The organism is Novosphingobium sp. TCA1, from assembly GCF_009811895.1.
Taxonomy (GTDB): Bacteria; Pseudomonadota; Alphaproteobacteria; order Sphingomonadales; family Sphingomonadaceae; genus Novosphingobium; species Novosphingobium panipatense_A.
This window is the reverse complement of sequence record NZ_BLJH01000002.1, coordinates 284510-310739: the sequence shown is the minus strand read 5'-3', so window position 1 is coordinate 310739 and position 26230 is coordinate 284510. Positions and strand designations below refer to the sequence as shown.

24 protein-coding genes are annotated in these 26230 nt (G+C 65.8%); 16 read left to right on the top strand and 8 right to left on the bottom strand.

Annotated elements, in window-relative coordinates:
* Positions 1-80: 80 nt before the first annotated feature.
* The gene (locus tag NTCA1_RS04780) at positions 81-1553 is read left to right on the top strand and encodes an ATP-binding protein (protein ID WP_159828997.1); all 1473 of its coding nucleotides are present in this window, start codon (positions 81-83) and stop codon (positions 1551-1553) included.
* A gap of 160 nt (positions 1554-1713) precedes the next feature.
* Here the strand turns inward: NTCA1_RS04780 and nadB are convergent, their stop codons facing one another.
* The 5 genes from nadB to NTCA1_RS04755 form a co-directional block, all read right to left on the bottom strand.
* A complete protein-coding gene (gene nadB / locus NTCA1_RS04775; protein ID WP_086492441.1) occupies positions 1714-3345 on the bottom strand; it encodes an L-aspartate oxidase in 1632 nt (543 codons plus the stop codon).
* A gap of 361 nt (positions 3346-3706) precedes the next feature.
* Positions 3707-4036, bottom strand: coding sequence for a multidrug efflux SMR transporter (locus NTCA1_RS04770; protein WP_086492310.1), 330 nt, complete (start codon positions 4034-4036; stop codon positions 3707-3709).
* Positions 4033-4989, bottom strand: a complete 957-nt coding sequence (locus NTCA1_RS04765) for an ABC transporter ATP-binding protein (RefSeq protein WP_159828844.1) — start codon at positions 4987-4989, stop codon at positions 4033-4035. Before NTCA1_RS04765 ends, NTCA1_RS04770 begins: the two co-directional genes overlap by 4 nt.
* A gap of 92 nt (positions 4990-5081) precedes the next feature.
* Positions 5082-6050, bottom strand: coding sequence for a DUF2853 family protein (locus NTCA1_RS04760; protein WP_201282414.1), 969 nt, complete (start codon positions 6048-6050; stop codon positions 5082-5084).
* A 358-nt stretch (positions 6051-6408) separates the two neighbouring features.
* On the bottom strand, positions 6409-6819 hold the full coding sequence (locus NTCA1_RS04755) for a helix-turn-helix domain-containing protein (protein WP_086492312.1): 411 nt from the start codon (positions 6817-6819) through the stop codon (positions 6409-6411).
* A 101-nt stretch (positions 6820-6920) separates the two neighbouring features.
* On the opposite strand from NTCA1_RS04755, the gene NTCA1_RS04750 reads away from it, so the two are divergent.
* The 5 genes from NTCA1_RS04750 to NTCA1_RS04730 all read left to right on the top strand — a co-directional run bounded on the left by NTCA1_RS04750 (position 6921) and on the right by NTCA1_RS04730 (position 9452).
* On the top strand, positions 6921-7490 hold the full coding sequence (locus NTCA1_RS04750; RefSeq protein ID WP_159828841.1) for an FMN-dependent NADH-azoreductase: 570 nt from the start codon (positions 6921-6923) through the stop codon (positions 7488-7490).
* A 92-nt stretch (positions 7491-7582) separates the two neighbouring features.
* Complete coding sequence (locus NTCA1_RS04745) at positions 7583-7795, top strand: zinc-finger domain-containing protein (protein WP_086492314.1); 213 nt, start codon at positions 7583-7585, stop codon at positions 7793-7795.
* A gap of 300 nt (positions 7796-8095) precedes the next feature.
* Positions 8096-8494, top strand: coding sequence for a hypothetical protein (locus tag NTCA1_RS04740; RefSeq protein WP_159828839.1), 399 nt, complete (start codon positions 8096-8098; stop codon positions 8492-8494).
* Between the two features lie 141 nt (positions 8495-8635).
* Positions 8636-8935: a hypothetical protein gene (locus NTCA1_RS04735; RefSeq protein WP_159828837.1), complete on the top strand. Its 300-nt coding sequence runs from the start codon at positions 8636-8638 to the stop codon at positions 8933-8935.
* 16 nt (positions 8936-8951) lie between these two features.
* The gene (locus NTCA1_RS04730; RefSeq protein ID WP_159828835.1) at positions 8952-9452 is read left to right on the top strand and encodes a thermonuclease family protein; all 501 of its coding nucleotides are present in this window, start codon (positions 8952-8954) and stop codon (positions 9450-9452) included.
* Between the two features lie 62 nt (positions 9453-9514).
* Here NTCA1_RS04730 and NTCA1_RS04725 read toward each other — a convergent pair whose 3' ends face one another.
* Positions 9515-10567 (bottom strand): ribonucleotide-diphosphate reductase subunit beta, encoded by a 1053-nt coding sequence (locus tag NTCA1_RS04725; RefSeq protein ID WP_086492443.1) that lies wholly within the window; start codon positions 10565-10567, stop codon positions 9515-9517.
* Between the two features lie 355 nt (positions 10568-10922).
* Here NTCA1_RS04725 and NTCA1_RS04720 point away from each other — a divergent pair, with 355 nt between their 5' ends.
* From NTCA1_RS04720 to NTCA1_RS04680, 9 genes are all read left to right on the top strand, one after another.
* On the top strand, positions 10923-11183 hold the full coding sequence (locus NTCA1_RS04720; RefSeq protein WP_159828833.1) for a DUF2171 domain-containing protein: 261 nt from the start codon (positions 10923-10925) through the stop codon (positions 11181-11183).
* Between the two features lie 116 nt (positions 11184-11299).
* Positions 11300-11527: a DUF2171 domain-containing protein gene (locus NTCA1_RS04715; RefSeq protein WP_086492319.1), complete on the top strand. Its 228-nt coding sequence runs from the start codon at positions 11300-11302 to the stop codon at positions 11525-11527.
* A 212-nt stretch (positions 11528-11739) separates the two neighbouring features.
* Positions 11740-14166, top strand: a complete 2427-nt coding sequence (locus NTCA1_RS04710; RefSeq protein WP_159828831.1) for a PQQ-binding-like beta-propeller repeat protein — start codon at positions 11740-11742, stop codon at positions 14164-14166.
* A gap of 183 nt (positions 14167-14349) precedes the next feature.
* Complete coding sequence (locus NTCA1_RS04705) at positions 14350-15603, top strand: NAD-dependent epimerase/dehydratase family protein (protein ID WP_159828828.1); 1254 nt, start codon at positions 14350-14352, stop codon at positions 15601-15603.
* 32 nt (positions 15604-15635) lie between these two features.
* On the top strand, positions 15636-17228 hold the full coding sequence (locus NTCA1_RS04700) for a cellulose biosynthesis cyclic di-GMP-binding regulatory protein BcsB (protein WP_159828826.1): 1593 nt from the start codon (positions 15636-15638) through the stop codon (positions 17226-17228).
* On the top strand, positions 17228-19084 hold the full coding sequence (locus NTCA1_RS04695) for a glycosyltransferase family 2 protein (protein ID WP_159828824.1): 1857 nt from the start codon (positions 17228-17230) through the stop codon (positions 19082-19084). The genes NTCA1_RS04700 and NTCA1_RS04695 overlap by 1 nt, the downstream gene beginning before the upstream one ends.
* Positions 19081-20037, top strand: a complete 957-nt coding sequence (locus NTCA1_RS04690; RefSeq protein ID WP_086492324.1) for an outer membrane beta-barrel protein — start codon at positions 19081-19083, stop codon at positions 20035-20037. The genes NTCA1_RS04695 and NTCA1_RS04690 overlap by 4 nt, the downstream gene beginning before the upstream one ends.
* 37 nt (positions 20038-20074) lie before the next feature.
* Positions 20075-20542, top strand: a complete 468-nt coding sequence (locus NTCA1_RS04685; RefSeq protein WP_159828822.1) for an META domain-containing protein — start codon at positions 20075-20077, stop codon at positions 20540-20542.
* Positions 20543-20591: 49 nt separating this feature from the next.
* On the top strand, positions 20592-22979 hold the full coding sequence (locus NTCA1_RS04680) for a mechanosensitive ion channel family protein (protein ID WP_159828819.1): 2388 nt from the start codon (positions 20592-20594) through the stop codon (positions 22977-22979).
* A 195-nt stretch (positions 22980-23174) separates the two neighbouring features.
* Here the strand turns inward: NTCA1_RS04680 and NTCA1_RS04675 are convergent, their stop codons facing one another.
* Together NTCA1_RS04675 and NTCA1_RS04670 are read right to left on the bottom strand one after the other, a co-directional pair.
* The gene (locus NTCA1_RS04675) at positions 23175-24521 is read right to left on the bottom strand and encodes a TldD/PmbA family protein (protein ID WP_159828817.1); all 1347 of its coding nucleotides are present in this window, start codon (positions 24519-24521) and stop codon (positions 23175-23177) included.
* A 150-nt stretch (positions 24522-24671) separates the two neighbouring features.
* Positions 24672-25112 carry a hypothetical protein gene (locus tag NTCA1_RS04670; protein ID WP_306439274.1) on the bottom strand — a complete coding sequence of 147 codons (441 nt, stop codon included), beginning with the start codon at positions 25110-25112 and terminating at the stop codon, positions 24672-24674.
* A gap of 340 nt (positions 25113-25452) precedes the next feature.
* Between NTCA1_RS04670 and lptB the strand changes: the two genes are divergently transcribed.
* Positions 25453-26211 carry an LPS export ABC transporter ATP-binding protein gene (gene lptB / locus NTCA1_RS04665; protein ID WP_086492329.1) on the top strand — a complete coding sequence of 253 codons (759 nt, stop codon included), beginning with the start codon at positions 25453-25455 and terminating at the stop codon, positions 26209-26211.
* Positions 26212-26230 lie beyond the last annotated feature (19 nt).

Below are 26230 nucleotides of genomic sequence, written 5' to 3'. Positions count from 1 at the left end.
GGCATCACGGCGATCCAAGTTATGGATAAAGCGGCATGCTCCGCTTGCCTCCGGCCGCCGCCTTGCCCAAGGCAGGGTCCGTGAGCGCCAATATCGTGATCGGCCAGACCCCGAAGGGCGAGGCGATCGAAATCGACATCAAGGAACTTCTCGCGACCCGCCTGCTGGTGCAGGGCAATTCCGGGTCCGGCAAGTCGCACCTGCTGCGCCGCCTGCTCGAAGAGAGCGCGCCGATCGTCCAGCAGGTGGTGATCGACCCCGAAGGCGACTTCGTCAGCCTGGCCGAGGAATTCGGCCACGTCGTCATCGACGGCGCCGCTTATGCCGAATCCGAGATCGTCCGCCTCGGCGCCCGCATCCGCCAGCACCGCGCCTCGGTGGTCCTGGCGCTGGACGAGCTGGAAATCGACCAGCAGATGAAGTGCGCCGCGCAGTTCCTCAACGCCATGTTCGATGCCCCGCGCGAACAGTGGTATCCCGCCCTGGTGGTGGTGGACGAGGCGCAGATGTTCGCGCCCGCCGCGGCGGGCGAAGTCTCGGAAGAGGCCCGCCGCGTCAGCCTGGCGGCGATGACCAACCTCATGTGCCGCGGGCGCAAGCGCGGCCTGGCGGGCGTGATCGCCACCCAGCGCCTGGCGAAGCTGGCCAAGAACGTGGCGGCGGAAGCCAGCAACTTCCTGATGGGCCGCACTTTCCTCGATATCGACATGGTGCGCGCCGCCGACCTGCTCGGCATGGAGCGGCGCCAGGCGGAATCGATCCGCGACCTGGCGCGCGGCCAGTTCCTCGGCCTCGGCCCGGCGATCAGCCGCCGCCCGGTAGCGGTCAACATCGGCAGCGTGCGCACCGGCGCCAAGTCGGTCACCCCCGGCCTGATGCCGCTGCCCACCGCCTCCACCGACGAGCTGCGCGAACTGCTGCACGACAATCTCCATGTCGAGCCGGAACGCCCCGAATTCCCGCGCCCGGCACCGCGCCCTGCCGTGGACGTGGAGGAACTGAGCGAATCGACCGCCCATGGCGCCTCATCCTCCGCCGCACCGCCGCCGCGCCCCGAACGGCCCGAGCCGGAGCCCGAGGAAAACCGCGCGGCCATGCTCGAAATCCTCAATGCCATGGCGCAGGACCCGGAATGCACTTTCCAGTCCGCGACCACGCTGTTCCAGGATTTCACGATCCGCTGCCGCATGAAGGGCATTTCCGTGCGCGGCGTAGACGCCACGATGTTCCGGCGCGGTTTCGCCGCCGCCATGGCCGGGATCGAGGATCCCGACGAGGAACGCTGGGTGGACCTGGTCAACCTTGCCAAGCACGTTCCCGACGACGCGCTGGCCCCCTTCTACCTGATCGCCCGCGCCGCCATGGACGGGCAGCCCTGCCCGGACGACATGGTGCTCGCCCGCATCTACGGCACCAGCAGCCCGCGCCGCGTGCAGCGCCTGCTGGACTATCTGGAGAAGGACGGGCTGATCGTGGTCCGCACGGACTTCTCGGGCAAGCGCTCGGTCGGCCTGCCGGACCTCGGGGTCACGACGGCGCCCGTCGAGGGGTGAGAGACGCGTTATCCTGATCCGTATCTCAGGATCTCATTTGTGCGTGAAATTCCACCGTCATCCTGAACTTGGTTCAGGATCCATTTCTGACCATCGACGGCAGCCTGTTCGGCAAGATGGATCCTGAACCAAGTTCAGGATGACGAGAAAAGACGCGCTCTCACGGCACCAGCACGGTGTCCTGCGGCTGCGCCTCTGTTGCAGGGTAGTCCAGCGTGAAGTGAAGCCCCCGGCTCTCGTGCCGGTGGAGCGCCGAGCGGACGATCAGTTCCGCCGTCTGAAGCAGGTTGCGCAGTTCGATCAGGTCGGTCGAGACGCGGAAATGGCGGTAGTATTCCTCGACTTCGCCGTTCAGCATCTGGATGCGGTGCATGGCGCGTTCCAGCCGCTTGGTGGTGCGCACGATGCCCACATAGTTCCACATGAACCGCCGGATCTCGGTCCAGTTCTGCTTGATCACCACTTCCTCGTCGGAATCGGTCACGCGGCTTTCGTCCCACGGGCGCACCGGGGGCGGTGCGTCGAAGGCGTCCCAGTGATCGAGGATATGGGCCGCGCAGGATTCGCCGAAGACGAAGCATTCCAGCAGCGAGTTCGAGGCCAGGCGATTGGCGCCGTGGAGGCCGCTCTCCGTGCATTCGCCGGCGGCATAGAGGCCGGGCAGATCGGTCTTGCCGTCAAGGTCGATGAGGATGCCGCCGCAGGTATAGTGCTGCGCGGGCACGACCGGGATCGGCTCCTTCGTCATGTCGATGCCGAGGCCCAGCAGCTTCTCGTGGATGTTCGGGAAATGCTCCCGCACGAAGGCTTCGGGCTGGTGGCTGATGTCGAGGTGGACGAAGTCCAGGCCGAAGCGCTTGATCTCGGAATCGATGGCGCGCGCCACGATATCGCGCGGGGCCAGTTCCAGCCGCTCGGGATCGTAGTATTCCATGAAGCGCTTGCCGGTGCGCGGATTGACCAGGCGCCCGCCCTCGCCCCGCACCGCCTCGGTGATCAGGAAGTTCTTCACCTCCAGGTTGTAGAGGCAGGTCGGGTGGAACTGCATCATCTCCATGTTGGAGACGCGCGCGCCCGCACGCCAGGCCATGGCGATGCCGTCGCCCGTGGCGCCGCGCGGCGCGGTGGAGAACTGGTAGACGCGCCCCGCCCCGCCGGTGGCGAGGATCGTGGCCCGGGCGGTATGGGCCGCCACCCGGCCGGTGTTCTCGTCAAGCGCATAGACGCCCCAGACCCGGCCCGAGCCGGAATAGCGCAGTTCGTGCCGCCCGGTGATGAGATCGATGCAGGACTGCCCCGGCAGCAGGGTGACGTTGGGATGTTCTTCCGCCGCCTTGAGCAGCGCGCTCTGCACCGCCCAGCCGGTGGCGTCCGCCACATGGACGATGCGGCGGTGCGAATGGCCGCCCTCGCGAGTGAGGTGCAGTTCGCTGCCCTCGGTGTTGAACGGAACGCCCAGTTCCACCAGCCGCTCGATCGCGTGCGGCGCGCGCTCGATCACGAACTCCACGGTGTCGCGCCGGTTGAGTCCGGCCCCGGCGACCATGGTATCCTCGATATGCTCCTCGAAAGTATCGCCCGCGTCGAGCACGGCCGCGATCCCGCCCTGCGCCCAGGCCGTGGAGCCGCCCGTCAGGGTGCCCTTGGCCAGCACCAGGACCTTCAGCTTTTCCGCCAGCGCCAGGGCAGCGGTGAGACCGGCCGCCCCGGAGCCGACGACGATGACGTCGTGCTCGGGAAGGTCGCACTCTGGAACGGCAGATGCGGAAACGGGATCGCGTGGGGTAGCCATGTGCGGCTCCATGCCGGGACTAAGCCGATGACGCAATAATTAGCTTTGCACCGGGACTTGCCCTGCAATCATGTTGCAGTGCAGCGTTACACTCGGTAAAGTTGCCGAGCATTCGCGGTCGCACGCAGGAAAGCAGAGCCAACTGTCTTCCGATTGAACTCTCAGGGGGAGCGTGCCGTGTTTTCCGCCTTTGCCAGACGGTCCCTGCAACCGCTGCACTGCTTGTTCGACCGGCACGATCCCGACCGGACCAGCCTGTACTGGGACGGCACCCACTACGCCGCCACGTGCCGCGCCTGCGGGCGGCCCATCCGCCGCCATGCGCACAAGGTGTGGAAAGACGCCTCGGACCAGATCGGACCTAGTGCCCCGTCGTCCCCGAAAACAGGTTCATCACCAGCACCCCCGCCATGATCAGCGCGATACCGGCAAGGGCGGGCAGGTCGAGCTTCTGTCCCTGGAACAGCCAGGCGATCGCGGCGATCAGGACGATCCCCACGCCTGACCAGATCGCATAGGCGACGCCCGTGGGAATGCCGCGCAGCGCCAGCGAGAGGCAGTAGAAGGCCACAATATAGCCAGTGGCCATGATCGCCGTCGGAACGGGCCGGGCAAATCCTTCCGACTGTTTCAGGAAGGACGTGGCGATGACCTCGGCAACGATGGCGACGGCGAGGTAGAGATAGTTCACGCCGCGACGGAACTCGTCAGGCTGACGAAGACATCCTCGAGGTCCGCCTCGCGCGTGGTCACGTCCACCACGGCAAAGCCCTGCGCCTGCACGGCCGAGAGGATCTCGCCCGCATTGCTGCGGTCCTTGTCGTAAGTGATCTGGAGCACGCGCTCGCCCGTCTTCTCGCACTTGAGGAAACCGGGGTGGCCGGGCAGCGCCGTCACGTCGCGGTCCAGCGTGAGGACGAGGATCTTCTCGCGCGCCATGCCGACCAGTTCGCGGGTGGGCTTGTTGGCGATCAGCTCGCCGTGGTTGATGATCGCGATGCGGTCGCAGAGTTCCTCGGCTTCCTCGAGGTAGTGCGTGGTCAGCACGATCGTCGCGCCTTCGCGGTTCAGCTCGGACACGAGTTCCCAGAGCTGGCGGCGCAGTTCCACGTCGACGCCCGCCGTCGGCTCGTCGAGCACCAGCACCGGCGGCTGGTGGACCAGCGCCTTGGCGATGAGCAGGCGGCGCTTCATGCCGCCCGACAGGGTGCGGGCATAGGCATCGCGCTTGTCTGAAAGATGGACCGCGCGCAGCAGGTCTTCGGAGCGGCGCAGGGCCTTGGCGATGCCGTAGAGCCCGGCCTGGTTCTCCAGCACCTCGAAGGGCGTGAAGAAGGGATCGAACACGATTTCCTGCGGGACGATGCCGATCGAGCGCTTGGCATTGCGCTGGTTGCGGTCGATATCGAAGCCCCAGATATCGATCGAGCCGGAGGTTTTGCGCACGAGCCCGGCCATGATGTTGATCAGGGTGGACTTGCCAGCGCCGTTCGGGCCGAGCAGGCCGAAGATACCGCCTTCGGGTACGTCAAAGGAAACGCCCTTGAGCGCCAGCTTGCCTTCGCCCTTCCCGGCCGGGGCATAGCGCTTGACGAGATCACGGATGGCGATTGCGGGCGTGGCGGTGGTCGTCGGGGTGCTCATGATGCGTGCATGTGGGCCATGAACGGCGCCGCGTAAAGACCGCAAGAACAGGGGTTCCGGGATTGCGCCCGGAACCCCTGGCCGGGAGAGCCCTATTGCACCACCACTTCCACGCGCCGGGCGGCGGAGTCTGTAGTGGTCGTGTCCGTCGAGTCCTGCGGCTTGGCGAGCACGATCTTTCCTTCTGGAATGCCCGAGGCCACCAGCGCCGCCTGCACCGCCTTGGCGCGGTTCTTGGCCAGTTCGGCATTGGCTGCGGCATTGCCGGTTTCGTCATTGAAGCCCGATACCGCCAGCGCCGCGTCGGGATGAGCGCCGAGGTAGGTCTTGAGCGCTGCCGCCGCCGCGCCGAAGGCCGGGGCCACTTCGGTCTTGGCGGTTTCGAAGTAGACTTTCACCACCGGCTTGCCGTCGCGGGTTTCCGTCAGCACGCCGGCGCCTTCGGGAATGGCCACGGTGCCTTCCGCGGGCGGCGTCGCCATCGATGCGGTCTCATCGGGCATGACCGTCTCGTCCTCGAAGGTCGGCACGGCTTCGGTCGTGACCATGCTGCCCGGGGTGACCGGCGTACCCACCGGCGTGCGCAGGAACAGCCACCAGATCAGCAGCAGCGCGAGAAGCCCCAGCAGGGCCCAAACCCACCAGGGAATACCGCCCCGTACCTCCTCGGGTTCGTGGCGACTGCCCAGATAGGCCGGCGCGGCGACGGGTTCGGCCGGCGCGGTCTCTGCAAACCCCGGCCTCGCAAACAAGTCCGTAAGGCCGAAATGCTCCAGCAGCAGGTAATAGGCCGTCACCCGGTTCCGGGAACCGCCCGCCCGCATCCGCTCGCCGACAGTGGCGATCGCGCCGTCCAGAACGTCATCCGACTGCGTGAGTCCCAGCTTCTTCCTGAGGAAGTTTTCGCGCACCCGGCCGGTCTCGGCCGGGTCGCTGAAGGAAACGAGTGAGGAATCCTGGTTCCTGAGCGCTATCCCGCAATAGGAAACGATCCCCGCAATGACACCCTCATCGGCGTTCGGCGCGAACTTCCTGACATCTGCTGCCCAATCTTCGGTCATCGCAATCTCCTGACTGTCGACACCGCTGAACCGGAGCCTGTCTGGAAAATGTCTCAGGCGAGCATTGCGTCGCGGCTCCCCAGCCCTATCGATTCCCCCGCCTTATCGACAAGGAACAGACAAGAGCCATCCCGCAAACCGTATATCCGCCTTTTTCGAATTCAAACGAACTCCCAGCGATGGAGCGCGTCTAACACGTTTTCATCGAAAACCGAAACAATATTCAAAAACAACGGACTTAGAGCGGGAGTCTTGACTGATAACATCTGCAATCAGGCGATGTATTTACTTCATCATGGCAGATAGAAATTTCGAGATAATACTCAATTTCCCTTGAAACCGAAAATCCCGCCCCGCCTCACTGCGGGTCATGCGCCCGGTCGAAGGCCTGGCGGCTCGTTTCTATCGCCGGGCGGGCCTCCGCGGCCCAGGCGCCCAGCGCCTGCACGGGGACGGCCAGCGACCGCCCGAGATCGCTGAGCGCATATTCCACGCGCACCGGCACGTCCGCATGGACCGTGCGCGTGAGCAGCCCGTCGCGCTCCAGCGCCCGCAAGTTGCGGGAAAGCATCTGCTGCGACACCCCCCGGATGGCGCGCTTCAGTTCGTTGAAGCGCAGCGGCGTTTCCAGCAGCGTCATGATGATCAGCATCGACCACTTGTCCCCCACCCGCGCCAGGATATCGCCGACAAGGCGGCAATCCTTGCCGTTCGGATCGTGGACAACCGGGGCCGGCAGGTCGGCTTCGTCGAAGGTGGTCAGCTTCATGGTACCTGGTCCTGAAAAAATGCGCTCTTGGCGTCTGTCGCGGCGCAACATAGTTAGGGGGCAGTCATTTTTCCATACCACCTTATCGAAGGCTCTCTCCCATGAAGCTTCTTCATCTCGATTCCAGCATTCTCGGCGAAAACTCGGTGAGCCGCGCCGTTTCGGCCGCCATCGTCGATACCCTGACCAAGGCCGATTCCTCGCTTGAGGTGAGCTACCACGACCTTGCCGCAGAGGCCCTGCCGCACCTCACGCTCGACGTGCTCGGCAATCCCGACGGCACGCCCGAACTGGCCGAATTCCTGGCGGCCGACGTCGTCGTGATCGGCGCGGGCATGTACAACTTCACCATTCCCAGCCAGCTCAAGGCCTGGTTCGACCGCGTTCTCGTGGCGGGCAAGACCTTCCGCTACACCGCCGAAGGTCCGCAGGGCCTGGCGGGCGGCAAGAAGGTCTACATCGCGCTCTCGCGCGGCGGCTACTACGGCGAAGGCCAGCCCGCCGCTGCCGTGGAACATGCGGAAAGCTACCTTCGCGCCGTGCTCGGCTTCGTGGGCATCACCGATCCGGTCTTCGTGCTGGCGGAAGGCATCGCCATTGGCCCCGAAGTCCGCGAAAAGGCCCTGGCCGAAGCGCTCGCCGCTGCAGGCAGCCTCGCCGTTCCGGCCTGAGGCAGAATAATCATGGTCCCGGCGCACTTACCTGCGGCCGGGACCATTTGTCCGCTGGAAATTCCGGCGAAGGCTTGGTAATCGGCCGATCCATGAGCACGCAGCCCGAAACCGTCTTCACCGATTCCCACCGCGTTTCCTGCGACGGGGCCACCGAAATCCGCTCCAACGGCACCTATCAGGCTGCCGCGCTCGGCCATCCGCGCGTCTGGCTGGAGATCGACGAGAAAGGCTACGTCGATTGCGGCTATTGCGACCGCCGCTTCGTCCTCAAGGGCGGCCCGGCCGACCAGCAGGCCGCCTGATCTCAAGTTTTTTGGTTTAGTGCGCCTTCGACATCCGTCGAAGGCTTGCGGCACCGGCCGAGTCTTTGTTGGTTGCGCTCGTCACGTCCGTGACGAGCTTGCGGCACCAGCCCACGCCCCCACCCGACCTCCCACAACAGTGTATCCTGGATGGGAGGTCGGGTGGGGGCGTGGGCTGGTGCCGCTAAAATCCGCCTTCAGCGGATTTTCAAACGGGCTCTAAGGCCCGGAAATCCCATGCTTGCACATTTGTCATAAATTGGGCAGCATCCCGTTCCGGGAAAAGCATGGAGAACGACCATGGACGACCTGAACCGCTCCCCGAACCGCCCCGAGCATGGCTCCAATGCGGGTTCCGGTGCGACTTCCGGCTTCGAGTTCAATCACCCGACGATCATCAGCCTGCTCTACCTGGCCTCCTACTTCACGGGGATCACCGCGATCGTCGGCGTCGTTCTCGCCTTCGTCTGGCGCGGCGAAGCCACCGAGGATTGGGAGCGATCCCATTACCAGTACCTGATCAACACGTTCTGGATCGGGCTTGTCGGTACCGTGGTCGGCGCGCTGCTGATCATCGTGGCGATCGGCTTTCTGGTGCTCGCGGCCGTGGCCGTGCTGGTGATCGTGCGCAGCGTGATGAGCCTCCTCAACGCGCAGAAACACGCGCCGATGCCCAACCCGGGCACCCTGATCGCCTGAAGGCCGACAGGATTCCCGGTAACCGGATGATAAGATCGGCTCTATAATATTGTTGCAAAGGGACGGACGCCGGGGGGCCTACTGCCTGTGAACATGCTGAGAATACGCGCACACCAACGCTATGCCGTTCGCCGGGAGGCCGTGATCCTACGCGGAACCTGCCGCGTCGGCACCGGCCTGCTGGTGGAGATCTCGCAGGAAGGCTGCCGGATCGGCTGCGTCATGCCCGCCGCCGCGATGCCGGACAGGATCGAGAACGGCGAAGTGCTAGTGATCTCGCCCGAAGGCGCCGAACCTTTCGAAGCGCGCGTACGCTGGAGCGGCAACGGCACGCTCGGCTTCCGGCTGGTCCAGGCCTTCCACCATCATGAACTCGACCGGCTGATTCGCACTTGCAGGGGAGAATTCGACGCGCCAGAGGCACGCGACTACGGAACCTGAGGACGCCGCTCCCCCAATGCCAAACTCCACCTCGCGGCGCGGAATTCCCGCGTCGATCTGGATCCTGCTGCCCCTCGTCCTGATTGCCGGGCTCTACTGGTGGCATGACCGGCGCGCGGCGCCCGGCCTGGATGGCACGGTCTTCCCCGCCGCACCGGATGTCGAGACTGCCCGCTTCGCCAAGTGCTCCGGCCCCGTCCGCAAGACCTGCGTCGTGGACGGCGACACCTTCTGGTATCAGGGCACCAAGATCCGCATCGCCGACATCAACACACCCGAAACCGGCCAGCCCGAATGCCGCGAGGAAGCGCGGCTCGGCGCGCGCGCCACCGACCGGCTGATCGCTCTCCTGAACGACGGCCCCTTCACGCTCCAGCCGGGCGGCGACGGCCGCGACCGGGACCGCTACGGCCGCGCCCTGCGCATCGTTACCCGCCAGGGCCACAGCCTGGGCGCCGCGCTGGTCGACGAAGGACTGGCGGAACAATGGCAGGGTCGCCGCGGAAGCTGGTGTTGATATGAAAAAGCCCCGGAAAAGCGCTGCTTTCCCGGGGCTTTTTCATGGTGATTTGAGAGCGTTTACTCAGCAGCCTCGGTCGCTCCGAACATGTCCGGCTCGCTGCCTTCGACCACGAGAACTTCGTCGTTGGCCTTGGCCTTGCGGCGCGAATCGAAGTTCGTCCACACGTCGTTCCAGTTGCCGCGCGTCGCGCCCTTCGAATATTCGGTGGCGCGGGTTTCGAAGAAGTTGGCGTGCTCCACGCCGTTGAGCAGCGGCTGGAGCCAGGGCAGCGGGTGATCCTCGATCAGGTAGATCGGGTTAAGGCCAAGCTGGCCCATGCGCCAGTCGGCGATGTAGCGGATGTACTTCTTGATGTCCTTGGCGGTCATGCCGGGGACGGGGCCCATCTCGAAGGCGAGATCGATGAAGGCGTCTTCCAGGCGCACCGTGGTCTGGCACTGATCGGCGATGTCGTCCTTCACCGCCTTGGTCAGGCAGCCGCGCTCCTGCACGAAAGCGTGGAACAGACGGGTGATGCCTTCGCAGTGCAGCGATTCGTCGCGCACCGACCACGAGACGATCTGGCCCATGCCCTTCATCTTGTTGAAGCGCGGGAAGTTCATCAGCATCGCGAAGCTGGCGAAAAGCTGCACGCCTTCGGTGAAGCCGCCGAACATGGCGAGCGTGCGGGCGATGTCCTCGTCGTTGTCGACGCCGAACTTCTGGAGATAGTCGTGCTTGGCCTTCAGTTCCTCGTATTCGAGGAACATGCCGTATTCGCTTTCGGGCATGCCGATGGTGTCGAGCAGGTGCGAATAGGCGGCGATATGCACCGTCTCCATGTTGGAGAAGGCCGTGAGCATCATCTTCACTTCGGTCGGCTTGAAGACGCGCGCGTACTTCTCGTGGTAGCAATCCTGCACTTCCACGTCGGCCTGGGTGAAGAAGCGGAAGATCTGGGTGAGCAGGTTGCGCTCATGCTCCGAGATGTTCTGCGCCCAGTCTCGGCAATCCTCGCCCAGCGGCACTTCCTCGGGCAGCCAGTGGATCTGCTGCTGCGTCTTCCAGAAGTCGTAGGCCCAGGGATATTCGAAGGGCTTGTAGGTCTTGCGGGCTTCGAGAAGGGACATGGGCGGACGACTCCGGGTGTTCGATTCGGGTGACAAGCCGGGCGATTCGAAAGGCGCAAAGCGCGGCCTTCCGCGCCATTCCCGGCGCATGATCTGTGAGGCGCCGGGAAACCCCGAGGCCGATGCCTGCCACGATACCCAAATTCGATCGCATTTGGAGCGGCTTGGGCAAACTTCCCACAGCTTAGACAGTATATATGGGGCTCCACCCAATATAGGGACGCTAGGGCTTGTGGGCCAGTCCGGCGGAGGGCGAGCGGATGGCGAATTGACGCGAATCGTGGAACCGGGCCGGTTTGCCGGGTATTCCTGTCCTTGTCTGTGGCGATTTTTGCCTTTCAGGAAGGAACCCGCGATGCCCCCTTCACCGTCTCCCTTCGATCCCGTCGAAACATCCTGGCCGACCGAATCGGGCGTGGTCAAAAAGGGCATGACCGTGATCGGGGCGGAAGGCGAAGTCCTGGGCACGGTCGATCATGTGGACGGGCAGGAAGTCGTGCTGGAAGGCGAGGGATCGCCTTTCGTCACCGTCTCCGAGATCGACGGCGTCGATGGCGACAGGGTGCTGCTCTCCCCGCGCGGCGATGCGACTTTCGGACTGGGCGCGGAGCCTTAAAGAGGTTTCAGAACCGGCTTCCATGAGCCGTTTCCGGGGTGAGACAAATGCCGGAACGAAGCGCGCGAGCGCACCGTTACATTGACATCCACTCCCATCCCCAAGGAGAAATTCTCATGTTCGAGAAGCTGCGCATTCGTGAGCACATGGAAGTCACCGACCATAACGGCCAGCATGTCGGCACGGTCGACGAGGTCAAGGACGACCAGATCAAGCTGACCCGTTCGGACAGCTCGGACGGCGCCCATCACTTCATCGCCTTCGACAATGTCGATCGCATCGAGGACAACCGCGTCTACCTCAAGCAAGGCACCCCGGTGCCGATGGGCGCAGGGGCCAACTGACTCCCGCCAACTGACTTCAACGTGCTACCGGACGGGCGCCAGTCGCAGCCCGTTCCACGGAACCCCGGCCTCCTGCCCCCGGCAGGCCGGGGTTCTTCGTTCGCTACGGCGATGCTATTCGGAGTTATGATACACACAGTCTAGTAAATCTTCCCAAGCCACCCTGCTGCTGATAGCCCGGATGCAAATAATCAGGGCTGGGGAGAGACACCGTGACCGCACGCCGAAGCAACGCTGCCTTGCGCCTGTTCATCGCGGTTCTGTTCCCGCTTGCCCTCACGGCCTGCGACAAGCCCGCACAGCCGATCGAACAGGCACTGGTGGTCGATGCCGATGAATGGCCCGGCTGGGGCAGGACCGGTAGCGAAGCCCATTATTCCCCTCTCGACGCGATCGATACGGGCAATGTCGGCAAGCTTGGCCTGGCGTGGCATTTCGATCTCGAACCCGGCTACAGCGCCAGCACGCCGCTGATGGCGGAAGGCAAAGTTTTCCTGACGACCGGCCATTCGCATATCCGCGCACTGGATGCGGTGACCGGCAAGCAGATCTGGGAATACGACGGCGGCACCCGGGAGCGCGCGACTTCGGCGCTGCAGATGTCCTGGGGCAACAAGGGCATCGCCTATGACGGCGGACGGGTCTTCCTTGTCACCACCGACGGTTACGTGATCTCGCTGGACGCGAAGACCGGCAGGGAAATCTGGAAGACTTACGACTACCCCGATGCTTCCCCGCGCAATTCCAACGGCGCCCCGCGCGTGTTCGGCGGCAAGGTGATCGTCGGCTTCGGCGGCGCGGACATCAGCCCGGCGCGCGGCTTCGTCTCCGCCTATGACGCCAGGACCGGCAAGCTCGCCTGGCGTTTCTACACGGCGCCCGGCGACCCGGTGACCCCCGGCAATGAACGGGCCGAAGCGGTCATGCGCAAGACCTGGCCAGGCGGCTGGACCAATCCCGACGGCACGCGGCGCGGCGGCGGCGGCACGGCCTGGAACGCCTTCAGCTACGATCCCGACCTGAAGCTCGTCTATATCGGCGTGGGCAACGGCTTTCCCTACAACCAGTCGAAGCGCAGCCCCGGCGGCGGAGACAATCTGTTCCTCGCCTCGATCGTCGCGGTCGACGTGAACACCGGCGCCTACAAATGGCACTATCAGGTCTGCCCCGGCGAGCAGTGGGACTGCACCGCGACCACCGACATGACCCTGGCCACGCTCAGGATCGACGGCCGCGACCGCAAGGTCCTGATGCAGGCGCCGAAGAACGGGTTCTTCTATGTGATAGACAGGGCGACCGGCGCCTTCATCTCCGCCGAGAAGATCGCCAAGGTCACCTGGGCCGACCGTATCGACGGCAGGACCGGCCGCCCGGTGGAAAACCCCGGCATCCGCTATGCCGGAAAACCCGGCCTCTTCGAACTGTGGCCCGGCCCCACCGGCGCCCATTCATGGATGCCCCAGGCCTACAGCCCGCTGACCGGGCTCGTCTACCTGCCGGTCATCGAGCAGGGCGCACTCATCGGAGACGGCCAGAAAGGCGGGGGCGAAATCACCGCGGGCATGGGCGTAACCCTGATCCCCGAAGTGGAATTGCCCGGCAGCCACAAGAGCTTCCTGCGGGCCTGGAATCCGGTCACGCAGTCGCTTGCCTGGGAAGTCGAACTGCCCGGCAACTGGCCGGGGGGCGTCATGGCCAGCGCGGGCGGGCTGGTGTTCCAGGGCCAGATCGACGGCCGCTTCGTGGCGCGCGACGCCGGGACCGGCAAGCCGCTCTGGTCGTTCAAGACCGAAAGCCCGATCGTGGGCGCGCCGATCACCTACCGCGCGGGCGGGCGGCAATACGTTACCGTGATCACCGGCAGCGGCGGCAACGGCGCCGGGATCAACTCGCCGGGCAATGCGGCCTTTCGCACCGACTATCACCTGCCGCGCCGCGTGCTGACTTTCGCCCTGGACGGCAAGGACACGATCGCGCCCTTCGCCATGCCCGAACTCGCGCCGCCGCCCGACCCCGATTTCGCCCCGGACCTTGCCCGTGCCCAGGCCGGCGCCGTGCTTTTCGGCACCCGCGCCTGCCTGGTCTGCCACGGCTGGAACGCCGTGGGCGGCGGTGCGGCGCCGGACCTGCGCTATTCGCCCATGATCACCGACGCCGCGACGTTCCGGCAGGTGGTGAAGGAAGGCGCGCTCAAGATGAACGGCATGCCGCCGTTCCCTGCCTTCACGGACGCGGAACTGGAAACCATGCGCTTCTACTTGCGCGCCAGGGCCAAGGCCGCCCCCGCCGAACACAAGGCGTTGCTGGAAAAAGCCAGCGCAGATCGGGCCAGCAATGCCAAACCGCAGGACTTCGCGGGCAAATGGAACGTGGTGATCCAGACCCCGGTAGGGCCGCAAGAGGCAGTGATGGACCTCAAGGTCACAGGCAACGTTGTCACCGGCCGGGTCAGCGCGGATCAGGGTACGGTGGAGGTTGCCGGAGGCGTGAGAGACGGCCGCGCGAAGTTCGAAGGCAAGGCATCGATGCCGATGCCGATCACCGTCAAATACGACGTCACGGTACGAAACGGCAAGCTCAGCGGCGAAAATGCCAATGGCCCGTTCGGCAGCTTTCCGCTCACCGGCACCCGGCTGTAAGAGGCTGTTTGGAAATTCGCGAAAAGCGAATTTTGCGGCACCAGCCCCCCACGCCACCGAAGTGGTGCCGCGAATTTGCCCGCCGTTTACCTAGCGGACTGAACTAATTGCAATTATTGGTTCAAACCTGATTTATTTCTGATATGCTTGTGGTGCCTGCAATCCATTGAGGGTCCAGTCCTGATGGCAGCATCCAAGAAGATTTTCGTTCTCGGCGGCGACGGATTCTGCGGTTGGCCGACTTCGCTTCATCTTTCCAGTCTCGGCCACGAAGTCACCATTATCGACAATTTCTCCCGTCGGCGGATTGATGCCGAACTGGGCGTGCGCAGCCTTACGCCCATCGTATCGATGGAGCAGCGGATCGATGCCTGGCAGGACGTGAGCGGATCGGTTCTTAAATTCCACTACCTGGATGTCGCGGAAGACTATGCCCAGCTCGTCCATTTACTGGAAACGGAGCGGCCGGACACCATCGTCCACTTCGCCGAACAGCGCGCAGCCCCCTATTCCATGCGCGGCGCCGCCGAAAAGCGCTATACGGTCGGCAATAATGTCGGCGGGACGCACAATGTGCTCAACGCGCTGGTCGAAAGCGATCTGGACTGCCACCTCGTCCACCTCGGCACCATGGGGGTCTACGGCTATGGCGGCGCGGGTTTCGAGATCCCGGAAGGCTACCTCGAAGTCGATGTTACCGATCGGGAAGGCAAGCGCCACGAATGGGAGATCCTCTACCCCACGCGCCCCGGCAGCGTCTATCACATGACCAAGTCGATCGATCAGCTGATGTTCCAGTTCTACGCCCAGAACGATGCGCTGCGGATCACCGACCTGCACCAGGGCATCGTCTGGGGCACCCAGACCGCAGAAACCCGCCGCCATCCCGACCTCGTCAACCGTTTCGACTATGACGGCGAATACGGCACCGTGCTCAACCGTTTCCTGGTCCAGGCGGCGACGGGCCATCCGCTGACGGTCCACGGCACCGGCGGCCAGACCCGCGCCTTCATCAACATCCAGGACACCGTGCGCTGCATCGCGCTGGCCGTCGACCATCCGCCCCGGCGCGGAGAGCGGGTGAAGATCCTCAACCAGATCGCCGAAACCCTGCGCGTGCGCGATCTTGCCGCGCTGGTCTCGGAAGTCACCGGGGCCAGGGTCGAATACCGGCCCAATCCCCGCAAGGAAGCGGCGGAAAACGACCTGGAAGTGAGCAACGCCACGTTCCGCGCGCTCGGCCTCGATCCGATCACGCTGCACGAGGGATTGCTGCAGGAGACGCTGGAGATCTCCACCCGTTTCGCCGACCGCGTCGACCCGGATCACATTCCCGCGCGCACTGCCTGGTCCAGGGAAGAACGGGCCAGGCTGGACGAGCCTGACGGCAAGGTGGTGCCCTTCACCAGAGGGGCGCCGCGCACCGACGCGGCCTGAAAACGGAAATATCCAAGGAGGGGGTACGGGCGATGAGGCTCTGGGGTATCGGTTTGCTGGCGCTGGTTCTGGTCGGCCTGCTCATCGTCATAGGCCGCACCGGAATGTTCGACGGCCTGACCGATCGCAACCGGCTGGGCCCGCCATTCTTCGACGATTTCGAACGCGGATCCAGCGACTTCATCGATACGGGCGGGCGCTCGGTCTTCGTGGCGCAAGTCCATCCCGACGCCCCGCTGATCCTGTCCGGCCTGCCCTCCTATGCCGCCAAGACCTTTCGCATGCCGGTGGACAGCCGGCCGGTCAGCGGCACTTACGACGTGGCCTTCCGCGTCGATGCGGCGCGCGGCGCACAAGGCGCGCTGCGCATCACCATCAACGGCATCAAGCGCGCCGACGTGATCCTGGCGGAGGGCCGCAGCGAACAGAAGGCCCAGGTGGAACTGACACCCACCGAACTGGCGTCCCGCGAACTGGAAGTGAAGCTGGCGCTGGTCGGGCGCGGCCCCCTGCAGGAATGCACCCCGAACGAGGCGATGTCCGCAGTGGTCGCGATCGAGCCGCCCAGCGGCCTCCATATCCGGCTCGACAAGCCGCTCTCGACCGTGCGTGACAAGCTGGCCCTCTGGGGCAATCTGGTGCCGGTGAAATGGGACGGCGTGGACCAGCCCGCCGACCTGACCCGCCTGATGACCGCCGCCCGCCTGGCCGAAAAGGGCCATGCCGTCTACTTCGGCGACAAGGGCCTCTCCGGCCAGGAACTCGCGGACCTGCTCAAGCTGGCGCCCGACAACCGCACGCGCCCCGGCCTTTCGGCCTATCCCATTGCGCTGCTGTCCGACATCGCCAACGCCGGCGCGCGCCGGTTCGACCGCGAGACGACCTGGCGCTACAGCTATGCGGCGGCAGACCTCCCGGGCCGCGAATTGCCCAAGGCCTTGGACCTGCGCATGTTGCTCGGCCCGATCGAGGATACCCGCACCACGCTGGTGGTCACGCTGAACGGCCGCCTCCTCGCGACGCGGCACCTTGGCGAGGAGGACGATCGCCTCAACCAGTCGATTGCCCTGCCGCCAGAATTCCAGATGGCCCGCAACGATCTGGAAGTGACGCTGACCTCCTACGACCATGACGACATGCGCTGCGGCGCCATGCGCCTGATCGCTGCGGAAATGCTGCCATCGACCGTGCTCCAGGGCGGCGGCCCCCGACTGGACCTGCCGATCCTCCAGATTCGCGCGGCGCTCCAGGCCAATCCGCCCGTCGCGCTTTCCAGCACGCCGCTCACCGCGCCCGATGCGCAGGCCGCAGTGCGCATCCTCACCGAACTGACGCCGGGCCGCCTGCGCACCGGCGATGCAAACGCAAGATCGGCCATCCACGTGCTCTCCGGCGATATCGCCGCAGCGGCCGCCAAGCTGCGGCCGAAAGGGCGCGCGTGGATCCTGCACTACCCGCAGGACAGGCGGCAGGACCTTGTCGTGGAACCGCTCTCGCGGCAGGCGGCAGGCCTCGCCGCAAGGGTCGCGGTCGTGGTGGACCTGCCGGCCATCGCTGTCACCGCGCCTTCGCCCCAACCGAATCCGGCAGCGCCAAAGCCGATGGAACCAAAGCCGAAAAGCTGATGGACGCCGCCAAGGAACTCGCCCGGCGCAGCGCGAACTTCCGTTCGGTCGACAGTCGGCCGGGCGGGCTGGCGGTTCCGGTCTCGATCCTGCGCGCGCCGGCCCTGCTGCTGACTTTCACGATCATTTCGGTGGCCCAACTCGCCGTGTTCGAGCTTGGCTGGCTCGATGACTGGTTCCCGGCGCGGGACTATGTGTTCGGCCCTTATGACGGCGGGCACGCGATCTCGATCCGCACATTCATCCTCTCGTTTTACATCGCCTTCTCGGCCTTCGCGGCCGGCACGGTGCGCGCACGGGTGGAATTCGGGCTGGATCTGGTCCTGCGGTTCCTGGTGATCTGCGCCCTGCTCGACTTGTGCAGCACTGCCCTGTTCGGGCTGATCGGGGAGCCCTATCCACTGGGCGTCCTCCAGGTGATTGCCGGACTGCTGGGCTTCGGCATCTTCTCCTTCGTCATTCTCGAACGCGGGACGATGCCGGAATCGGTACCCGTCCGCATCGACCGGCAATTCGCCATGCGGTCGCTGATCAGGCTTGCCGTGACCGGGCTGGTCGCGGCGATCCTGTCGGTCTGGGCGGGCTTCCACGATCTGGAGGCGCTGGACAGCCTGCGCGAGGCCGCGCTGCTCGGCGGGATCGGGCCGGGCGTGGTGCTGTTCCTGTTCCTGCTGTTCGTGCAGCTCTACGTCATCGCCACGGTCGAGCGCCAGCTGCTGTCGCGGGAGGACTTCGCCGCGCCGTTGAGCGTGATCGTGCCCGCGCACAACGAAGCCTACGTGATCGAGGAGACGATCCTCCAGATCGAGCGCGCCGCCCGGCAATATGCCGCGCCGGTCGAACTGATCGTGCTCGACAATGCCTCCACCGACGACACTGCGGAGATCGCCCGCAAGGCCCTGGCCGAATGCGAGACCGTGCAGGGGCGGGTGGTCCACGTCGCCAGGCCCGGAAAGGCCCATGCGCTGAACACCGGGGTCGCCGCGGCCCGCCACGACTATATCGTGCGGATCGATGCCGATACCCAGATCGGCCCGGAATCCTTCCGCCTTACGATGCAGAACTTCGCCCATGCCAATACCGGTGCCGTCGGCGGCGTACCGATCCCGCCGGGGGGCGCCCAGTTCGACGGCGGCAGGCTGGTGGAAGTGCTGCTGAAGCACAGCTACTACTCGCCGGGGCTGACCGCGATCACCGGGCTCGTCGGCATTCCCGGCATGTTCGTGATCTACCGCGCCGAGGCGCTGCGCCGCGCCGGGGCTTTCGCGGCGGGCATGAACGGCGAGGATACCGACATTTCCCTGCGCATCGCCGAACTGGGGTTCCGCACCCTGGTGGACGAACGCGTGCGCTACGTCTCGGAAGTGCCGACCAGCTTCGCGCACTTGCGCGAACAGCGCCTGCGCTGGTTCCGTTCCATCTACCACGTCAGTTCGCGGGCGCGCACGCTGATCCTCTCGCCGCGCGTCACCATTCGCGGCAAGCTTATCCTGCCCTACATGCTGATGAACAATGCCCGGCGCGCCATGACCGTGCCGATCCTGATCTTCGGCCTGTTCGAACTGCTGCTGACCCGCGCCACCAATACCCAGCTTTCCTGGCAAGCGGTGGCGGCGGTGGTGTTCGGATCGCCGATGCTGGTGGCGGTGATCGCCATTGCCCTCGCCCGCGAGCCCCGCGCCTTGCTCTCGCTGCCCTCCTACGCCTTCTTCCGGGGCCTGCGCGCCTGGTACACGCTGGAATCGGCACTGACGATCCCGATTAACACCCGCCCGCACACGATCCGCCTGCCGGAAACGGCCATTCCTCCCAGTTCCGACATTCCCCCCCTTTCCGAGCATCAGGAGACTTCATGAGCGCGACACGCCCCGCCCTTGGCCGTGCCCCCAAGTGCGCCCTGAGCCGCCTGAGCAGGACCGCGGCCATCGCCGCCTGCCTGCTTCCCGCGCCGGTCGTCGCCAAGGCGGGAGATGCGTGGATCGCCGGAGAAACCTGGGTCGGGCGCGATGTCGTGCCGCCGGACGTCATCGATTCCACGGTCAACCAGGACCGCATCTTCACCGACCTCGGCACCCAGGCCAGCATCAATTACGATACCGGCCCGGTCATCCTGCGCGGCCTCGGCGGGGTTCAGGTGTTTCCCGCCGAATCGGACTACAACCGCTATCGCCTGGGCGCCGAGGCACAAGTCGACATTCCCCTCGCGGCGAAAGGGCGCACGCGGCTGCGCCTGATCCCCGGCTTCGACTATGTCTTCGCCAACGACGGCCGGGTGTTCGACCGGGTGCGGCTGGACGGCCAGCTGATCCACCGGCACAATCCCGAGCACGTCTCCACGCTGCGCCTGCGCTACGGCTACCGCAACCAGACCGAGCGGCGCTTCACCGGCTACGACCAGTCGGAATGGATGGGCGAGCTGCGCCATGTCTGGCGCCCGGGCAATGCCCGCACCCGCATCCAGGCCTCGCTGCTGGGGCTGCACAACAATGCCGAGGACGACCGTTTCACGTATGACGGCTACGGCACCCAGATCATTGCCCGCACGCCGCTGGCGCAGCGACTGACCGGCTACGGCCGCCTCTACCTCGTCCACCGCGACTATAAGGACGATTTCTCGCGCGTGTTCCCCTACCCCCGGAAGGACACCCAGTTCCGGCTGACCGGCGGGCTGGAATACGCGCTCGACAAGCGCTTCTCGCTTTACGGAGAGGCAGGCTATACCAGCAACGATTCCAACGTGCCGACCCGCGACTACAAGGGCTTCGTCGGCCGCATGGGCATTCGCTGGAACATCGGCCTGACCGACTGATTCATCACGGCAGACGCCGAAGCACCGGGAGTTTGGCATGAAAAAGTGTACCGCATTTTCCGCCGCCGCGCTGACCGCAGCCTTCCTCGCACTGGCAGGCTGCACCGGCGACACCGCCACCCGCCCCCCCGCCGAAGTGCCGCCGCCCGCGGCTTCCGGGCTTTCCGGCACCTCCTGGAAGCTCGTGAACTTCCAGTCCTCGGACGATGCGCAAGGCACGGCCACCCCCGGCGAAGGCCGCAGCTACACCCTGGAGTTCGGCGCCGACGGCGCCCTGGCGATGCAGCTGGACTGCAATCGCGGCCGCGCGACTTACGCGGCCGGTGCAAGTAATGCGCTGACGATCGGCCCGGTCGCCTCTACCCGCGCGCTCTGCCCGCAGCCGGACATCGGCCAGACGCTGGCCGCCCGCCTGCCCGATGTCGCCAGCTATACCCTGCGCGATGGGCACCTGTTCCTAGCCCTGAAGATGGACGGCGGCATATTCGAATTCGCACCGCTCTGATCGACCGGCCATGACTTCGGGCGGCAGATACAGCCTCGGCGCGGCAGGAATGCGCGCATGGGCATGGCTCGTCGCCCTGGCGGCGGCGCTCTGCCTTTTGACGCCTGCCGGGGCGCAGGCCCCCACCGTGCCCGAAGCGATCGCGTCCGCCGTGCCGGGCGTCAGGCCTGCCCCGGCCTCAAGCCCGCAGGCCGCAAACCCCGCCGCGCAGTTCGAAAAGGACGCCGCCGAAGCCGCAAGCGTGCTGCGCAAGGCGCCCAGCCGCTTCGACTACAACGAAGTCCAGGAACTCAACCGCCTGCGCGACCGCCTGGCCGCCGACCGCGATCTTTCGCGCGAGAAGGCGGATCGCAGCAACCTCGAAGCGCGCATCATCCAGGCGCAGATCAATGCGCTGGGCCCGCTGCCCGAAACCGGCAAGACCGAGGCTTCGGCCATTACCGAACAGCGCAAGGCGCTCGACGCGAAACTCTCCCTGGCGCTCGCCCCCGTCCTGCGCGCGCGCGAGGCACAGGCCCGCGCGGCGACGCTGGTGACCGATCTCGACGCCCGGATCTCGGCCATCGATCGGCTGCGCAAGGGGGAGCGGGCGCGATCCGTCCTCGATCCCCGCCTCTGGATAGACTTCGCCGCCGATGCCGCGAAAGGCATGGCCACGGTGGCCCACAGCGTTTCCGCCGCTTATGCGAAGGAAGGGTTCGGCGGCCTGATCGGCCGCCTTCTGGGCGCCGCCGCGCTGGTCCTGCTCGGCCCGATCGCCTGCACCTGGGCCCTGCGCGCCGCCAGCCGCAAGATCGAACAGCGCATTCCCGCCACCCGGCCGCTCTCCAGCCGCCTTTCCATCGCCATTCTGGAAGACGTGACCGGCGCGATCGTGCTGTTCTTCGGCATCGGCTGCACCATCGGCGCCTTCCTGCTGGTGATGAAGCCGTTCCTCGCTCTCAATGCGCTGATAACGCTCAGCGTATTGCTGGTCTTCTCCGCCCTCAGCGTCGCCATTGCGCATTGGCTGGGCCGGAGCACGCTGCGCTCGCCCTTCCCCGAACTGAGGCTGGTGGAACTGCGGCCCGAGCTGGTGGACAAGGGCGTATCGACGGTGCGCTGGATCGGCATCGTCATGGCGCTGGAGGCCGTGGTCGAGGGGCTGGAACAGGGCGGCTTCGCTTCGGCCACGGTGATCGACCTGACATCGGCGCTGCTGCTGATCTGGGGCGGCTGGCTGATTTGGACGCTGGCCAATCTCCTCCAGCGCGGCCGTGTAAAGGAAGAGGAGGAGCACGAACGGCATCGCCACGAAAGGCTGGATTTCGCCGCGCCTTTCAGCCGCATCCTGAAGCTGCTGGTGATCGGCAGCGTCTGCGCCGCGATCGTCGGCTATATCGTGCTGGCGCGGGAAATCTTCTCGGACGTGGTCGCCACGATCGCGATCATCGCCATCGCCATCTTCCTGCACCGCCTGATCGCGACCATCCTGGACCTGCTCGCGCAGAACCGGTTCAGGCGATACCGCCGCGTCCTGCATATCGTGCCGATGGTCACCGGGCTGCTGCTGACGCTCGGCACCCTGCCGCTGCTGGCGATCACCTGGGGCTACAACAGCCGCGAGATCGGCGATGCCCTGGTCGCCCTGCGCAGCGGCGTCACCATCGGCCGCGTGAACCTCTCGGCGGGCGACGTGCTGACGTTCGGCCTCGTGTTCCTGGGCGGCTATGCGATCACCCGCTGGCTCAAGCGCATCCTCACCATCACCGTCCTGCCGCAGTTCGGGCTGGACAAGGGGTCGCAGGCCTCGATCGTGACGATGATCGGCTATCTCGGCATCGTGCTGGCCGCCGTCCTCGCCATCGCCAGCACCGGGCTGGACCTGTCCAGCCTGACGTTCGTGGCGGGCGCGCTCTCCGTCGGGCTCGGCTTCGGCCTGCAGTCCACCGTGGAGAACTTCACCAGCGGCGTCATCCTGCTGGTCGAACGGCCGATCCGCGAAGGGGACTGGATCGAGGTGGGCGAATTCTCGGGGATCGTGCGCAAGGTCTCGGTGCGCTCGACCCATCTCGAAAGCTTCGACCGGCACCAGATCATCATTCCCAATTCGCAGCTCATCACCGGCAGCGTGAAGAACCTCAGCCTCGGCGCGGCCCTTGCGCGCGTGGTGGTGCCGGTGGGCGTGGCCTATGGCTCCGATCTGGAGAACGTGCGCAAGGTCCTGCTGGAGATCGCGGGCGCCCATGCCGGAGTCCTGCCCTCGCCCGCCCCGGCGGTGACGCTGGACACCTTTGCCGACAGCACCATCAACTTGCGCCTGCTGCTGTTCGTGCCCGATGCCACGGACGGGGCGACGATAGCCTCGCAGATCCGCTTCACCATCGCCGCGCGCTTTGCCGAGGAAGACATCCAGATGCCCTTCCCTCAGCGCGAGATCCGTATTCTGAAGGATTGAGGGCGCTGTTTGAAAATCCGCTGAAGGCGGATTTTAGCGGCACCAGCCCACGCCCCCACCCGACCTCCCACGAGTGTATCCTGATGGGAGGTCGGGTGGGGGCGTGGGCTGGTGCCGCAAGCCTTCGACGGATGTCGAAGGCGCACTCAACAAAGACTCGGGCCGGTGCCGCCAAAATCCGCCTATGGCGGATTTTCAATCCCCCGCGACAGTCATCCCGTCCACGCGCAAGGTCGGCACGTTGATCGCCCGGTGCCATTCGAGGTCGTTGGCGGCGGAGAGGTTCGCGAACATCGACAGGAGGTTTCCGGCCACCGTGAACTCCGCGACCGGCCCGGCAATCTCGCCATTCACGATGCGGAAGCCCGAAGCGCCGCGGCTGTAGTCGCCGGTGACGCCGTTGACGCCGTGGCCGATCAGTTCGGTGATATAGACGCCGTCACGGATGTCCGCGATCAGTTCGGCCGGGCTCGCCGTGCCGGGCTGGAGATGCAGGTTGCCCACCGAGACCCCCGGCGCGCCGCCGCCACCGCGCGCGGCATGGCCGGTCGGCGCCAGGCCGAGCTGGCGGGCCGAAGCGCTGTCCATCAGCCATCCGGTAAGGCGGCCGTCCTCGACCAGATTGCGCGGCAGCGTCGGTAGGCCCTCGCCGTCGAACGGGCGGGAGCGCAGGCCGCGCGGCGTGTGCGGATCCTCGACCAGCACGATTCCCGGCGCGAAGACCTGGTCCTCCAGCTTGTCGAGCAGGAAGCTGGAGCGTCGGGCGATGGCGCTGCCGGAAATGGCGCCGGTGAAATGGCCGATCAGCGAGCCGCCCACGCGCGGATCGAACACCACCGGCATCGGCCCGCTCGCCATGCGGCCCGGTTCAAGCCGGGCCACGGCGCGGCGCGCCGCCAGCGCGCCGATCTCGGCAGGGGGCGGCAGGTCGGCGCGGTGATGGGCCGAGCGCCAGGCATAGTCGCGCTGCTTGGCCGCGCCTTCGCCGGCGACGATCGAGACGCTCAGCGAATGGCTGGTCGATCCATAGCCCCCGGCAAAGCCGTGGCTGGTCACCAGCGCGAAGACGCCGGTTCCGGCACTGGCCGTGGCGCCGTCGGAATTGCTGACCCGGGCCTCGGCGCGGGCGGCGTCCTCCGCCTCCAGCGCGGCGGCGCGCAGATCCTGCGGGCTCGGCTCGGCGGGATCGAGCATGTCGAGATCGGGCCAGGGGCCGCGCGTCAGCAGTTCCTCCGGGGCCAGACCGGCGAAGGCGTCCTCCGGCGCCGCACCTGCCATGGAGAGGGCGCGGGCCGCCAGTTCGTCCAGCGCCTGCGGGGAAAGGTCGGAGGAACCGATGCTGGCCGAACGCTTGCCCAGGAAGACCCGCAAAGAGATATGCTCGCTTTCGGAACGCTCCACGTCTTCCAGCTTGCCCAGCCGCACCTGGATCCCCTCGGAAGAACTGGCGCCGAACACCGCGTCTGCGGCGTCCGCACCGGCCTTGCGGGCACGATCGACGAGGTCCTGGGCGCGGTCGAGCGCTTCCTGGGGGCTGAGCATCTTCGGGTCTCCACTCTTCCCCGCCATCGCGGCACGGGGAGCGCAGCCCTAAACTTCGCGGCGCCAGAGCGCAAATCTGGCGTGCGCAAATCTGGCGTGCGCAAATCTCGCGTGGGACGGCCCGGGAAAATGCACGCTGCGAAAGGCGCTCTATCCAGCCAGCAGCGAAAGCCCCTTGAACAGGCCGGTAATGGCAAAAGGCAATCCGATCGCCAGCAGCCACAGCAGCAGCCGGTCGCGCCGGTAAGGTGCCGCCAGCGCGGGATCGTGGGCCTGGCGGTCGTCCAGCCGGTTCCAGCGCGCCTCGAAGCGGCGGCAGGCGGGGATGATCGCAACCACCAGGATGATCAGCGCCAGATAGGGAAGCAGCGATTCGCCATGATTCTTGAGCGCGCCCACCGTCACGAAGATCTGCAGGGCGGTATAGACCAGCAGGGCATAGGCGATGTTGTCGCTCATCTTGCGGCGCCAGTCGGCCTTGATCCAGTCCTTCATCGGCCCGCCCCCAGGGGCCACGGGCCTGTCAGGTGCTGGCCTGTCGGGGAGGCCCCGGTAGTCTGGCATCACGTCATGCTTGCCGAACCTGTCCATCGTTGTTTCCCGTCTTTGCTGCGACTCTAATTGTGCTTCGGGTTTTCTCGCATTTGCGGGGCGTCTCGTTTCGGCGCCCTTTCTGGAATCCACTAGATCACTTGAACCGTCAAATTTCAAGTTCACCCCATCAACCCGCAAGAATATTGCCCGGTTCCAAATGCCAGTTCCAAGGGAGCTCCAAAAGCGCCCGCAGCGCTCGATCTTGCGACAGACCATGCACGAAACCTGCCAATCGCCTCGATATCGGTCGAATTGCCGACTTGCCGAGAAACCGGCACCTGCGTAAACCGCTCTGAAGATGACCGGAACTACCGAACTTCCCCCGCAGCCGGCCCCGATGGAACCGGCCCATCACGTACCGACCGTGGCCGAAGCCGGCGGGCTGGAGGTGATCTCGATCGCCAAGAGCTACGACAAGCGCGCGGTGCTGACCGATATCTCGCTGTCGGTCGCCAAGGGCGAAGTGCTCGGCCTGCTCGGCCCCAACGGCGCGGGCAAGACCACCTGCTTCTATTCGATCATGGGCCTCGTCCGCCCGGATTCCGGCCGCATCCTGATGGACGGCGTCGATGTGACGCGCCTGCCGATGTACCGCCGCGCAATCCTCGGCCTCGGCTATCTGCCGCAGGAAACCTCGATCTTCCGCGGCCTCACGGTGGAACAGAACATCAGCACCGTGCTCGAACTCAACGAGCCGGACAAGCATGTGCGCGCCAGCGAACTGGAACGCCTGCTCGACGAATTCGGCCTCACCCGCCTGCGCTCCAGCCCGGCCATGGCCCTGTCCGGCGGTGAACGCCGCCGCTGCGAGATCGCCCGCGCGCTGGCCGCCAAGCCCTCGATCATGCTGCTGGACGAACCTTTCGCCGGCATCGATCCGCTCTCGATCTCCGACATCCGCGATCTGGTGAAGGACCTCAAGACGCGCGGCATCGGCGTGCTCATCACCGACCACAACGTGCGCGAAACGCTCGACATCGTCGACCGCGCCTGCATCATCTACGGCGGCCAGGTGCTCTTCGCGGGCAGCCCGGAAGCGCTCGTCGCCGATGAGAACGTGCGCAGGCTCTACCTCGGCGAAGGCTTCACGCTGTGACGCTGGCGGCAGGCTCATG